We start from the raw sequence: 12,982 nt of genomic DNA, 5'->3' as shown, positions 1-12,982 counted from the left end.
GACAGTCTTCTTGCAGAAATATCCCCTATGGTCAAAAAATGACTGCAAGGCGTCCTTTAAGGTGCTAGAATCCTTTTTTAACTACTGATAGACGAAGAAAGATGGCAAATAATGTAGTCGTTCTTGGCACCCAATGGGGTGACGAAGGTAAGGGTAAGATCGTTGATCTTTTGACCGAAGATGCAAAGTATGTAGTACGCTACCAAGGTGGCCACAATGCAGGTCACACTCTTGTCATTGACGGTGAAAAAACTGTCCTTCACCTGATCCCATCAGGTATCCTGCGTGACAACGTTAAATGCATCATCGGTAACGGTGTTGTACTTTCTCCAGATGCACTGATGAAAGAAATGGGCCCGCTAGAAGAGCGTGGTATCCCTGTTCGTGAACGTCTGTTCCTGTCAGAAGCTTGTCCGCTAATTCTTCCATACCACATCGCACTAGACCAGGCTCGTGAAATCGCTCGCGGTAAAAAAGCTATTGGTACTACTGGTCGTGGTATTGGTCCAGCTTACGAAGATAAAGTTGCTCGTCGCGGTCTACGTGTTGGCGATCTATTCGATAAAGAAGCATTTGCTGAGAAGCTTAAAGAAGTTATGGCTTACCACAACTTCCAGCTTGAGCATTACTACAATGCCGAGCCTGTAAGCTACGAAGAAGTACTAGAGACAATCATGGCTCAGGCTGACGTACTGACTGCTATGGTTATTGATGTGACTAAAGAGCTTGATGATGCGCGTCTACGTGGCGACAAGATCATGTTCGAAGGTGCGCAAGGTACACTGCTAGATATCGACCACGGTACTTACCCGTACGTAACGTCTTCAAACACTACTGCTGGTGGCGTTGCTGCTGGTTCTGGTTTTGGTCCTCGTCACCTAGGTTACATCCTGGGTATCGCGAAAGCATACTGCACACGTGTTGGTGCTGGTCCGTTCCCGACTGAGCTATACGATGGTCTAGATAAGCAAGACCCAGTTGGTAAGCACCTAGGTGAAGTTGGTCACGAGTTTGGCGCAACGACTGGTCGTCTACGTCGTACTGGTTGGTTTGATGCCGTTGCTATGCGTCGTGCAGTACAGATCAACTCAATCTCAGGCTTCTGCCTAACTAAGCTTGACGTAATGGACGGCCTAAAAGAGATCAAGATCTGTACTGGTTACAAAACGAAAGATGGCGAAATCCTAGAAGTATCACCAATGGCGGCTGACGCTTACGAAGATCTAGAGCTAATCTACGAAACAGTACCTGGTTGGACTGAGAAGACATTCGGTGCTAAATCACTGGACGCGCTTCCACAAGCTGCACTAGATTACATCGCTCGCATCGAAGAGCTAACGGGTGTGCCAATTGATATTATCTCAACTGGCCCTGACCGTAACGAAACAATCATCAAGGTTCACCCATACGGTGAATAATCATCGCTATTGATGAGTGTGATTAGAAAAAGCCAACCCTAAGGGGTTGGTTTTTTTATGGCTGTTAATTGGGGGAATTGGCGATATTGTTCTAGTATGGAGGTTGCTTCCATATTTAGACAAAGGCGGTTGCGTCAATTTTCCTGCTGTGCGGTATATTCATGCGGCAAAAAATTGCCGTTTTCCGGATAAAGTGATTAAAGTCTGGCTCGCTCTTGCCGATAAGTTATCTACGGTTCAACAGAGATTAGTGAATGAAACTGCGTACACTGCTTCTTTCCACATTGCTGACAGCGGCACCCGCCTATGCATTAGAGAGTGTAGGTGAGGCGGTTCCTGTGTATACCGAAACAGAACTGATCCGGATGTTTGACTCCAACAGCCATCTTCAGCAGGTAAAAGCTGATGATTGCCAGTTACTTCAGGATATTGAAGCGCATGCTATTCGGGTTGAGTCGCCTGCCTACCAGTTCCTGTATGGTGACATGCTGGCATGGGGTGTGTGTGTTGATCGTGATGTTGAACTGGGCGTGTATTATATGCAGTCGGCCGCTCATCAAGGCTCACCTGCTGCGCTGGAGCAGCTAGGGCGTTACTATGCGACGGGGACACTTGTCCAGAAAGATCAAGAACGCGCGGTCCCTTATTTGCGTGAGGCTGCCGCGATGGGGAATGTCAATGCCCGTATCCAGCTGGCTGAATTACTACTGAGCAATTATGGCAGCCCGTTGGATTTTGAAGATGCCTACCGCTGGTTGTACAACACTGTTACAGCTAGCCGATCAACCCATAGCAAAATTACCAGCCTGCGCCGCAGCCTGGAAAACCGGATGCCAGGTAATGTGATTGCCAGGGCAAAACGGCGTGATACCTTCTGGTAGAGATTATATCGACGTTATCCGAGCGAATAATAAAGAGAGGCCAAATGGCCTCTCTTTTACGTTAAGTGTGGCGTGCCCGTCGGCTTACAACACCTTGTGAGGCCCGAAGCATTCGTAATGAAGACGATCTTCACTGATCCCCATTCCAATCAGCTGTTTGGCAACATATTGCATGAAACCGACCGGACCACAGAAGTAATAATGCATCCCTGGTGTGGCCAGTGTCTCTTTGAGTTTGCTCAGATCCATTAGACCTTGATGTTGGAAGTCTTCCGCCGGGCGGTCAGAAGCTAGCGGCTCACGGTACCAAGTGTTGCTCGAAACATGGTGATGCTGGTCTGCAATTACGCGAATCTGATCTTTGAACGCGTGCTGGGCACCGTTTTCTGCCGCATGCAGCCAGTGCACCTCTGCCTGGTGGGCGGTTAGGGTTTCTAGCATTGAGAGGGTAGGCGTCAGGCCGACACCGGCCGAAATGAGGGCAACAGGGGTTGTTGGTTCAACCTCAAGGAAAAAGTCACCCGCTGGTGAGGCAAGCTCAACCTTGTCGCCAACCGCTAGGGTATCGTGCAGGTAGCTCGAGACTTTGCCACCGTCCTCGCGCTTGACTGAGATACGGTAGCTGTCTTTGCGCGGCGCACAAGACAGGCTGTATTGGCGAATTTCCTGGAACTCGAAATCATCAGGTTTTAGGTAGATCCCCAGGTACTGGCCTGGTTTGAATGCCGCGACTTCACCACCATCAACGGGTTTGAAAGTGAAGCTGGTGATCACATCGCTCTCTTGGGTTTTGTCGACAACCTCAAATGAACGGGTACCGCGCCAGCCACCGGCTTTGTGCTCGTTTTCTTGGTAGATTGCTTCTTCACGCTTGATAAATACATCTGCCAAGACGCCGTAAGCCTCGGCCCATGCGTCCAATACGTCTTGCCCTGGTGAGAATAATTCGTCAATGGTACCGAGCAGGTGGCTGCCAACAATGGAATATTGTTCGGCCGTGATCATAAAGCTGGTGTGCTTATGCGCAATTTTCTCGACCGCCGGCAGCAGGGCCGCCAGGTTATCGATATTGTTCGCGTAACCGCAGATAGCGTTGAACAGTGCTTCGCGCTGATCACCGTTTCGCTGGTTACTCATGTTGAAAATATCTTTCAGTTCAGGGTTATGGCTGAACATACGTTGATAGAAATGGGCCGTGAGCGCCGGACCGGTTTGAGCAAGCAACGGAGCAGTTGCTTTAACGGTATCGATGGTTTTTTGACTTATCATGACTTTCTTTACTTTCTTATATTAAAGTTATATTTATAATGCACCTTATAAGTTGTATCTGATCTGTATCTTTTAGTCAATAACCAGATTAAAATGGCAACAGGAGGAAGTTATTGTGCAGTTAACAAGTTTTACCGATTATGGCCTGAGGGCCCTGATATACCTGGCAACATTACCGGAAGGTGAGTTGGCCAGTATTTCGAAAGTGACCGACGTTTATAGCGTGTCACGTAACCATATGGTCAAAATTATTAATAAATTGGGCCAGCTGGGCTATGTCGAGACAGTGCGTGGAAAAAATGGCGGTATTCGCCTGGGGATGCCTGCGGATAAGATAATCCTTGGAGACGTGGTGCGTGCAATTGAGCCATTGCAGATAGTGAATTGCAGTGAAGACTTTTGCCATATTACACCAGCTTGTCGCCTGAAAGGGATCTTGGATTCGGCAAGGCTCGCGTTTTTAGCTGAACTTGACCAGCATACGCTGGCCAGTATGATCTCGGATAACCCGCCGCTGCGCGTACTGCTGGATCGCCCTGTCGCATAACTGTATAGCCAATCAATAACTTCTTAAATTATTCAGTGGAGCAAAGAAATTGAACTTTGCTCCCGTCTGTTCACCTGTGGCCCGGATATACTATGGTTATATCTTCGCCAATATGGATCTACTTATGTCCAAAGGTACTACCGATTTACCGGTCGACCCTTTTCGCGATCGCGAAGCATCAAATTATGAAAACCCAATTCCAAGCCGTGAGATGCTCCTTGAAGTGATCCGTGGCTTTACTGCGCCAGTGAGCCGGGATCAGCTGTTTGCTGAACTCAAGCTTGAGGGGGATGATCAGTACGAAGGCTTACGTCGCCGCTTGCGAGCGATGGAGCGTGATGGCCAGCTTATTTTTACACGCCGTCAGTGCTACGCCCTGCCTGAGCGCCTTGATCTGATTAAAGGCCATGTGATTGGCCACCGTGATGGCTTTGGTTTCTTGCGTCCTGAAGGCACCAACGCCAAAGACGAAGACTTACTGCTGCCGCACCACCAAATGCGCGGAGTGATCCACGGCGACTATATCCTGGCCCAAGTCGCGGGCACGGATAAGCGAGGCCGTCGTGAAGGCCGTGTGGTTCGTGTGCTGCAACAATACTCCGGCCAGATAGTGGGCCGCTTCTTTATTGAAGATAGCTTGGGCTATGTAGTGCCAGATGACTCCCGTATTGCCCAGGATATTGTGATCCCGAACGAGCACCGTATGGGAGCCCGGATGGGTAATGTGGTGGTAGTCGAGATCAACCAGCGTGCAACTCGTCAGCACAACGCCGTCGGTAAAGTGGTGGAATTGCTGGGTGAGAATATGGCGCCGGGGATGGAAATTGAAATTGCCCTGCGGACCCACGATATTCCCAATGAGTGGCCGAGTGAAGTTGAGAAGCAGATCCAGGGATTAGCGGAAGAAGTCCCTGAAGAGGCTAAAAAAGGCCGTGTTGATCTGCGTGACTTGCCGTTGGTAACTATTGATGGTGAAGATGCCCGCGACTTCGATGATGCCGTCTACTGTGAGCGTAAGAAATCTGGTGGTTGGCGCCTATGGGTGGCCATTGCCGATGTCAGTCACTATGTTCGCCAGGGCTCTGCACTGGATAACGAAGCGGTTAAGCGCGGTAACTCGGTGTACTTCCCGTCCCAGGTGATCCCAATGCTGCCGGAAGTGCTGTCGAACGGTTTATGTTCACTGAACCCGCAGGTCGATCGCCTGTGTATGGTCTGTGAAATGACCATCTCGGAAAGTGGCAAGCTCTCAGGCTACAAGCATTACGAAGCGGTAATGAACTCTCATGCCCGTCTGACCTATACCAAGGTCAGCAGTATGCTGGAAGGCAATGAAGAGCTGCGTGAGCGTTATGCCCCACTGGTTCCGCACCTTGAAGAGCTGTACAGCATGTATAAAGTGCTGAAGACGGAGCGAGAGTCGCGTGGTGCGATTGAATTTGAAACGGTGGAAACCAAGTTCATCTTCAATGCGGATCGCAAGATTGACCGTATTGTGCCGGCAGAGCGCAATGATGCTCATAAGATCATCGAAGAATGTATGATCCTGGCCAATATTGCCTCAGCACGTTTTGTTGAGAAAGCCAAAGAGCCTGCACTGTACCGGGTGCATGACGCTCCGGGTGAGGAGCGCCTGATGGGCTTCCGTGACTTCCTGGGTGAGCTGAGCCTGCACCTGTCGGGAGGATTGGAACCGTCGCCACGTGACTATGCGGAATTGGCAACCCTGATCCACAACCGTCCGGATAAAGAGCTGATCCAGACCATGCTGCTGCGTTCGATGAAGCAGGCGGTGTACCAGGCTGATAACATCGGCCACTTTGGTCTGGCGCTGAAGCAGTACGCACACTTTACCTCGCCAATCCGCCGTTATCCGGATCTGACCTTGCACCGTGCACTTAAGTACTTGATTGCGAAGAAGGAAGGCAAGAATACTGATCGCTGGACACCGACAGGTGGCTACCATTACTCGTTTGATGATATGGATACGCTGGGCGAGCAGTGCTCGATGACCGAGCGCCGTGCGGATGATGCTACCCGCGATGTGGCGGATTGGTTGAAATGTGAGTACATGCAGGATCATGTCGGCGATGAGTTTGACGGTGTGATTGCCAACGTGACGGGCTTCGGTTTCTTTGTTCGCCTCAATGAGCTTAACATTGACGGCTTGGTCCACATTTCTAATCTGGCTAATGACTACTACCAGTATGACGCGATTGGCCAGCGATTGATTGGTGATAGCTCGGGCCAGATCTATCGCCTGGGCGATACGGTTAAAGTGAAGGTCGCCTCAATTAACTTGAATGATCGCCAGATTGACTTTGATATCGTCGGTAGTACCCGCAAACCTCGTGGCGAAGGCAAAACGGCTAAGAACCGCGAGAAAAAGCAGCGGATGCGCAAGGCTGAAGGGCTGCAGCGCCAGAGCATGAAGGTTTACCGCGTCGAAGACGGCGAGGCTCAAGCGCAGCAAGAGCACCGTAGTAAATCGAAAAAAGAACGTAGCTCGGTACGCCAGAAACTGAAGGCAGGAGCGATCCCACGCCTTGAGGACGACAAAGCCCCAAAAGGCAAGGCGGACGATAAAACGAAAGCCAAGAAGAAGTCGACCAAGAAACGCAAGCAACGAGCTGGTAAAAAAGAACGCGCAGCGAAGAAGAACTAAGTAATGAGTAATCAAGTAATTTTCGGCATCCATGCCGTGAAAGCCATATTGGCTTCCGATCCGTCACGCTTTATCGAAGTGTTTGTGATGAAAGGGCGCCAGGATGATCGCCTGATGCCTGTGCTCAATGAGCTACAGATGCTAGGCATTACCATGCAGCAGGCCGGCCGTAAGGCGATGGACGATAAAGTCAAAGGTGCCTCCCACCAGGGCATCATTGCGCGCGTCAAACCGGGCAAGCAGTACAATGAAAATGATCTCGACGACCTGCTGGCAGGCGAAGAGAACCCATTGTTGTTGGTACTCGACGGTGTGACCGACCCGCACAACCTCGGTGCTTGCCTGCGTAATGCCGATGCAGCTGGCGCTGTGGCGGTAATTGTGCCGAAAGACCGTTCGGCACAATTGAACGCAACAGCCAGCAAGGTCGCGTGTGGTGCAGCGGAAGTCATGCCGTTGGTGCGAGTGACCAACCTGGCACGCTCACTGCGAGCGCTGCAAGACAAAGGCGTCTGGGTTGTCGGTACGGCTGGTGAAGCGACTCATGATATCTATCACAGCAAGCTGACGGGCCCGCTGGCGATTGTGATGGGTGCCGAGGGCGAGGGCATGCGCCGTCTGACCCGCGAAACCTGTGATGACTTGATCAAAATCCCGATGGCGGGATCCGTCTCGAGCCTGAACGTATCGGTAGCAACCGGTATCTGCCTGTTTGAGGCTGTGCGTCAGCGCCAATAAAAGCGGACACTAGGAAAAGCAGATCCTAGGCCCTAGCAAGAGCAGGAGCGGAGTTATCACGACGCTTCTGCTTTTTTATTTTTGACGAGGATGCTAACTGGATTTTGCTTAACCAAGTCTATGCTTTCTGTCAGAACCCAGAACCCAGAACCCAGAACCCAGAACCCAGAACCCAGAACCCATTCTATCCACTTAATCTCAGTTACTTCCCGCCAAACCATAAAATTCGCTTGCCTAGATTGCCCATTCTCTGTACTATTCAGCGTCCAAATTCTCGGTTCTTTTTTTAGTTCCTTGCTTCTCCTGGATGACCGAGCCAAATAGAGAAGCTGATTAATCCGTAAGGAGCAACCAATGCGTCATTACGAAATCGTATTCATGGTGCACCCTGATCAAAGCGAACAGGTTGCTGGCATGATCGAGCGTTACACTGGTTCAATCAAAGATTCTGGTGGTCAGATTCACCGTCTAGAAGATTGGGGCCGCCGTCAAATGGCTTACCCAATCAACAAACTGCACAAAGCACACTACGTTCTAATGAACGTTGAAGCTGAGCAGTCTGTAATTGACGAGCTTGAGTCAAGCTTCCGTTTCAACGATGCAGTGATCCGTAACATGATCATGCGTGCGAAAAACGCTGTAACTGAGCCATCTCCAATGATGAAGGCTAAAGAAGAGCGTTTCACTAAGCGTGACGATCGTGCAGAGCAGCCAGCTGCTCCAGCACAGTCTGAAGGCGAAGCAGCAGCTGAGTAATTTGTAAGTGACCAATCGTCTGGAGTTATCTGGCGTCATTGCCAAAGACCCCAAACGAAGCCAATCCCTGGCAGGAATACCTCATTGTCACTTTGTGCTTGAGCATCGTTCCTACCAACGGGAAGCCGATTTACCCCGGCAGGTATATTGCTATATCAACGTGGTAGTCAGTGGTAAAGGTCAGCAAATACTCACTCAAGATTTAGCTGTTGGCAGTCATATTAAGGTAGCGGGATTTATCTCATACCAAACCGGCCGTAATGGTATCGGTAAATTAGTATTGCATGCCGACCACATTGAATTATTTTGTTCAGGAGATTAGCCCATGGCACGTTTCTTCCGTCGTCGTAAATTCTGCCGTTTCACTGCAGAAGGCGTACAAGAGATTGACTACAAAGACGTAGCAACTCTAAAAAACTACATTACTGAAGCTGGTAAAATTGTACCGAGCCGTATCACTGGTACTCGTGCTAAATACCAACGTCAGCTAGCTCGCGCTATCAAGCGTTCTCGTTACCTAGCACTTCTACCGTACACTGACAAGCATCAGTAATCGGTAGCGGTTAAATTAAGTTTAAGAGGACAAGATAATGCAAGTTATTCTACTTGATAAAATCGGTAACCTAGGTGGTCTAGGCGATCAAGTTAACGTTAAGTCTGGTTACGCTCGTAACTTCCTTATCCCACAAGGTAAGGCTGTAATGGCAACTAAAGGCAACGTTGAAATGTTCGAAGCTCGCCGTGCAGAACTTGAAGCGAAAGTTGCTGAGCAACTAGTAGCTGCTCAAGCTCGTGCTGACAAGCTAAGCGCTCTAGAAGCTGTTGTTATCGCTTCTAAAGCAGGCGACGAAGGTAAGCTATTCGGCTCTATCGGTACTCGTGACATCGCTGACGCTGTAACTGCAGCTGGCGTTGAAGTAGTGAAGAGCGAAGTTCGTCTACCTGAAGGCGCACTACGTACTACTGGCGAATTCGAGATCAGCATTCAGCTGCACTCTGACGTATTCGCAACTATCAACCTAGCTGTTGTTGCTGCAGAGTAATAGCTTTTAGTGTTGTTAGTAAAAGAGCCAGCCTTCGGGCTGGCTTTTTTGTGTCTGGCGTTTATTCATATGGGTATAAACCGGCCTGGAAGTGCTGCCGTTATATCTTGAATAGCAAGTTGATTGTCATAATAGAATCGCGCTTTTCCAACCCTTCCGGTACCCAACTGTTCAGTTTCTGGGTGTTGCTGAACTTGATGGCAATATGTTCGGAGATTGAACTGGTTAAGTTGAGCTCTGTTTCAAGGGTACTGTTGCTATTACCGGCAATGCCGATGATCCTGGCGTTGAGCTCGACGGTCTTTGACGGTTTCCAGGTCAATTTGGTGCTGCCCCTGAGGATTAGCTCGTCAACGGTTTCCGGGACGATAATGTCATCATCGTCAATCTCATCAATATTTGGCTCCTGGTGGCGATAGCCCGGGCCGGCTTCTACTTCCATCTGGAAAGTCTCAAGCCTGAGCAGCTGGTAACCAAGACCGGTAGACAGGGTAAAGTCGGTAAAATAGGGGCCGTACCTGTCATCGATGAAGTTGATGTTACCCAGCACGTAGGTACGCTCGTTGATTTTCATGTCACTCTGTAGCTCAACCTGGCCTTTGCGTTTATCTTCCTCGCCATCCTTTTCCGCCAGCAGGTACTTAGCTTCGGCAGTCTGGCGATACTGGTTTTTCACATAGGTCAGCCCGACACGGGTGTTGAGTGATTCTGAGTCAGAGTTGCCCCCTAATGAATGGTATCCCAGCTCGAGCTCGCTCGACCAGGGAGGAGGTATCCGGGTTGGGGTGTCGTCGTCGACCTCGGCATAGACGGTGGTATTGGCAAGCAGCAATAACGTTAGTAAATATCTTGCCAAGCGTCCTCCTTTAGGGGTGAAAGTAAACAGTCAATCTGGAAGCAAGCTATGCAGTTTACCTGATTAATGTCAGCAATTGGTCAAGAATCCTGGTGATTATCGATAGCGAGAGGGAATACTCGGCATAATCATCCATGGGAGCTGGGGGCTTTTCAGTTATTGTGCTTTTCCCCGCTATATTGATACATAGACCCAGCATGAATAAGGTATAATGCCCGGCCTAGTTTCCGGTAAGCACGCAATTACTATGGCAGAGAAAAGTAAACCGAATAAACCTAAAGACTCCCAGATGGACGCTATCAAAATGCCTCCTCACTCTCTGGAAGCTGAGCAGTCCGTCCTGGGCGGCTTGATGCTGGATAATGAGAAGTGGGATACCGTGGCAGAGAAAGTGGTCGCCAAAGACTTCTACAGCCGCCCTCATCGCATTATTTTCGAAGGCGTATCGGTTTTACTTGAAGGTGGCCAGCCGCTCGATCTGATCACCTTGTCTGAGCATCTCGAGCGTGCCGATCATCTTGAAGATGTGGGAGGCTTTGCTTATCTGGCTGAGCTTGCCAAAAATACGCCGTCAGCGGCAAATATTTCCGCCTACGCAGAGATTGTGCGGGAGCGGGCACTGATCCGAGATATGATCGGTGTGGCGAATGAGATCGCCGATGCCGGTTATGATCCGCAGGGGCGAAACAGTGAAGATTTGCTCGATATGGCGGAAAGCAAAGTTTTTGCCATTGCCGAGCAGCGTACCAATGAAAACGAAGGCCCGCAGAATGTTGATACCATTCTGGAGAAAACCTTAGAGCGTATTGAGCTGTTATATCAGACACCACAGGATGGCGTTACTGGTGTATCGACCGGTTTTAGCGACCTGAACAAGAAAACCGCCGGTCTGCAAGGTTCCGATTTGATTATCGTGGCGGCACGTCCATCGATGGGTAAAACAACCTTTGCGATGAACCTGTGTGAAAATGCGGCCATGGAGCAGGAAAAACCGGTTCTGATCTTCTCACTGGAGATGCCCGCCGAACAGATTATGATGCGTATGCTTGCCTCATTGTCACGGGTCGATCAAACCAAGATCCGTACTGGTCAGCTGGATGATGAAGACTGGGCGCGCATTTCGTCGACGATGGGTATTCTGATGGAAAAGAAGAATATGTTCATCGATGACAGCTCGGGTTTGACCCCGACCGAGGTCCGTTCTCGTGCTCGCCGTATCGCCCGTGATAACGGTGGGATTAGTATGATCATGATCGATTACCTTCAGTTGATGCGCGTACCGGGCTTGCAGGATAACCGTACATTGGAAATTGCCGAAATTTCACGCTCTCTGAAAGCCTTGGCGAAAGAGCTGAATGTCCCGGTTGTTGCGCTGTCGCAGCTGAACCGATCGTTGGAGCAACGTGCCGATAAGCGCCCGGTTAACTCAGATTTGCGTGAGTCCGGTGCCATCGAGCAGGATGCCGACTTGATCATGTTCATTTACCGTGATGAGGTGTACCACGAAGACAGTGCCTTGAAAGGGATTGCAGAAATCATTCTCGGTAAGCAGCGTAACGGTCCTATTGGTTCTGTGCGCCTGACCTTCCAGGGTCAGTTCTCACGATTTGATAACTACGCCGGCCCGGCTTTCGACGAAGAATAACCGGCGGCTTTCTTTTGGCTGGACAGTGGATAACTGGCCTGGCTTGAACACACGAGTGTAGGATTTTTGATGAAAGCGGCGACAGCTTATATCAATACAGAAGCGCTGATTCATAATATCAGCCAGATCCGGTTACAGGCACCGAACAGTAAAATACTGGCAGTGGTGAAAGCCAACGGCTATGGCCATGGGCTGGCACACGTCGCACAAAGCCTGCCTGATGTTGACGGCTTTGGTGTCGCGCGTATTGAAGAGGCACTGACTTTGCGCGCTGGTGGTGTAGTGAAGCCCGTGCTTCTGTTAGAGGGGTTCTATGCTGCTTCAGATCTCCCTGTGTTGGTAACAAACAATATCCACACGGTTGTCCACTCTCTCGAGCAGCTGGATGCATTAGAACAGGCGCAACTAGATAGCCCTGTTGTCGTGTGGCTGAAAATCGATACTGGTATGCACCGCCTTGGCGTGCGCCCGGAGCAATACACAGAGTTTGTTGAGCGTCTGCATGCCTGCGAGAATGTTGCTAAACCCTTGCGTTATATGAGTCATTTTGGCTGTGCCGATGAGATGAATAGTACGGTTACCCATCAACAAATCGATGCTTTCTTGGCATTGACCGAAGGCTGTCGTGGTGAACGCTCGCTGGCAGCATCAGCGGGGACGCTAGCCTGGCCGGATAGCCACCTTGAGTGGATCCGTCCCGGTATCATCATGTACGGGGTTTCACCTTTTAGGGAGACCGAACGTTCGGCAGCGGCATACAATATAAAGCCAGTGATGACGCTGACCTCTAGCCTGATAGCTGTCAGGGATGTAAAAAAAGGCGAGAAGGTGGGTTATGGCGGAATTTGGACCAGTGAGCGCGATACCAAAGTGGGTGTGATTGCGATTGGCTACGGCGATGGCTACCCTCGCTCTGCGCCAAACGGAACGCCCGTGCTGGTTAATGGCCGTATAGTTCCGATGGCGGGAAGGGTCTCGATGGACATGCTGACGGTCGATCTCGGCCCGGATGCCACTGATAAAGTGGGCGACGAAGCGATTTTGTGGGGAGAGGGTCTGCCTGCCGAAGTCGTTGCCGAACATATTGGAACAATAGCCTATGAGCTGGTGACGAAACTCACCTCCCGGGTGGCAATGGCCTATTTATAATTTAGTACCGATACG

At 50.2% G+C, this 12,982-nt stretch carries 13 protein-coding genes; 11 read left to right on the top strand and 2 right to left on the bottom strand.

What is annotated here, in order from left to right:
• Nucleotides 1-101: 101 nt before the first annotated feature.
• Both AC51G0_RS17080 and motX read left to right on the top strand, forming a co-directional pair.
• Nucleotides 102-1,418, top strand: coding sequence for an adenylosuccinate synthase (locus AC51G0_RS17080; RefSeq protein WP_496299934.1), 1,317 nt, complete (start codon nucleotides 102-104; stop codon nucleotides 1,416-1,418).
• Nucleotides 1,419-1,672: 254 nt separating this feature from the next.
• Nucleotides 1,673-2,299 carry a flagellar protein MotX gene (gene motX / locus AC51G0_RS17075; protein WP_496299933.1) on the top strand — a complete coding sequence of 209 codons (627 nt, stop codon included), beginning with the start codon at nucleotides 1,673-1,675 and terminating at the stop codon, nucleotides 2,297-2,299.
• Nucleotides 2,300-2,383: 84 nt separating this feature from the next.
• Here the strand turns inward: motX and hmpA are convergent, their stop codons facing one another.
• Nucleotides 2,384-3,568, bottom strand: coding sequence for an NO-inducible flavohemoprotein (gene hmpA / locus AC51G0_RS17070; protein WP_496299932.1), 1,185 nt, complete (start codon nucleotides 3,566-3,568; stop codon nucleotides 2,384-2,386).
• Between the two features lie 115 nt (nucleotides 3,569-3,683).
• Here hmpA and nsrR point away from each other — a divergent pair, with 115 nt between their 5' ends.
• From nsrR to rplI, 7 genes are all read left to right on the top strand, one after another.
• The gene (gene nsrR / locus AC51G0_RS17065) at nucleotides 3,684-4,115 is read left to right on the top strand and encodes a nitric oxide-sensing transcriptional repressor NsrR (protein WP_496299931.1); all 432 of its coding nucleotides are present in this window, start codon (nucleotides 3,684-3,686) and stop codon (nucleotides 4,113-4,115) included.
• Between the two features lie 124 nt (nucleotides 4,116-4,239).
• Entirely contained in the window at nucleotides 4,240-6,780 is a 2,541-nt protein-coding gene (rnr, locus tag AC51G0_RS17060; RefSeq protein WP_496299930.1) for a ribonuclease R, read from the top strand.
• Between the two features lie 3 nt (nucleotides 6,781-6,783).
• A complete protein-coding gene (rlmB, locus tag AC51G0_RS17055) occupies nucleotides 6,784-7,518 on the top strand; it encodes a 23S rRNA (guanosine(2251)-2'-O)-methyltransferase RlmB (RefSeq protein WP_496299929.1) in 735 nt (244 codons plus the stop codon).
• 354 nt (nucleotides 7,519-7,872) lie between these two features.
• Nucleotides 7,873-8,274 (top strand): 30S ribosomal protein S6, encoded by a 402-nt coding sequence (gene rpsF / locus AC51G0_RS17050; RefSeq protein ID WP_496299928.1) that lies wholly within the window; start codon nucleotides 7,873-7,875, stop codon nucleotides 8,272-8,274.
• Nucleotides 8,275-8,281: 7 nt separating this feature from the next.
• Nucleotides 8,282-8,596 (top strand): primosomal replication protein N, encoded by a 315-nt coding sequence (gene priB / locus AC51G0_RS17045; protein ID WP_496299927.1) that lies wholly within the window; start codon nucleotides 8,282-8,284, stop codon nucleotides 8,594-8,596.
• Nucleotides 8,597-8,599: 3 nt separating this feature from the next.
• Nucleotides 8,600-8,827 carry a 30S ribosomal protein S18 gene (gene rpsR / locus AC51G0_RS17040; protein ID WP_002539422.1) on the top strand — a complete coding sequence of 76 codons (228 nt, stop codon included), beginning with the start codon at nucleotides 8,600-8,602 and terminating at the stop codon, nucleotides 8,825-8,827.
• A gap of 37 nt (nucleotides 8,828-8,864) precedes the next feature.
• Complete coding sequence (rplI, locus tag AC51G0_RS17035; protein WP_496299926.1) at nucleotides 8,865-9,317, top strand: 50S ribosomal protein L9; 453 nt, start codon at nucleotides 8,865-8,867, stop codon at nucleotides 9,315-9,317.
• Between the two features lie 100 nt (nucleotides 9,318-9,417).
• Here rplI and AC51G0_RS17030 read toward each other — a convergent pair whose 3' ends face one another.
• A complete protein-coding gene (locus tag AC51G0_RS17030) occupies nucleotides 9,418-10,173 on the bottom strand; it encodes a DUF481 domain-containing protein (protein WP_496299925.1) in 756 nt (251 codons plus the stop codon).
• A gap of 247 nt (nucleotides 10,174-10,420) precedes the next feature.
• On the opposite strand from AC51G0_RS17030, the gene AC51G0_RS17025 reads away from it, so the two are divergent.
• Nucleotides 10,421-11,818, top strand: coding sequence for a replicative DNA helicase (locus tag AC51G0_RS17025; RefSeq protein WP_496299924.1), 1,398 nt, complete (start codon nucleotides 10,421-10,423; stop codon nucleotides 11,816-11,818).
• Nucleotides 11,819-11,887: 69 nt separating this feature from the next.
• On the top strand, nucleotides 11,888-12,967 hold the full coding sequence (gene alr, locus AC51G0_RS17020; RefSeq protein WP_496299923.1) for an alanine racemase: 1,080 nt from the start codon (nucleotides 11,888-11,890) through the stop codon (nucleotides 12,965-12,967).
• Nucleotides 12,968-12,982 lie beyond the last annotated feature (15 nt).

The organism is Photobacterium sp. HL06 (assembly GCF_059552575.1).
Note: the sequence above shows the minus strand (reverse complement) of the source record. Positions and strands in the feature narration are given on the sequence as shown.

Bases quoted from the DNA above. Each gene is read 5' to 3' on its own strand.
- AC51G0_RS17080 (WP_496299934.1), top strand. From the start codon at position 102: ATGGCAAATAATGTAGTCGTTCTTGGCACCCAATGGGGTGACGAAGGT.
- rpsF (WP_496299928.1), top strand. From the start codon at position 7,873: ATGCGTCATTACGAAATCGTATTCATGGTGCACCCTGATCAAAGCGAA.
- AC51G0_RS17025 (WP_496299924.1), top strand. From the start codon at position 10,421: ATGGCAGAGAAAAGTAAACCGAATAAACCTAAAGACTCCCAGATGGAC.
- rlmB (WP_496299929.1), top strand. From the start codon at position 6,784: ATGAGTAATCAAGTAATTTTCGGCATCCATGCCGTGAAAGCCATATTG.
- alr (WP_496299923.1), top strand. From the start codon at position 11,888: ATGAAAGCGGCGACAGCTTATATCAATACAGAAGCGCTGATTCATAAT.
- hmpA (WP_496299932.1), bottom strand. From the start codon at position 3,568: ATGATAAGTCAAAAAACCATCGATACCGTTAAAGCAACTGCTCCGTTG.
- rplI (WP_496299926.1), top strand. From the start codon at position 8,865: ATGCAAGTTATTCTACTTGATAAAATCGGTAACCTAGGTGGTCTAGGC.
- rpsR (WP_002539422.1), top strand. From the start codon at position 8,600: ATGGCACGTTTCTTCCGTCGTCGTAAATTCTGCCGTTTCACTGCAGAA.
- rnr (WP_496299930.1), top strand. From the start codon at position 4,240: ATGTCCAAAGGTACTACCGATTTACCGGTCGACCCTTTTCGCGATCGC.
- motX (WP_496299933.1), top strand. From the start codon at position 1,673: ATGAAACTGCGTACACTGCTTCTTTCCACATTGCTGACAGCGGCACCC.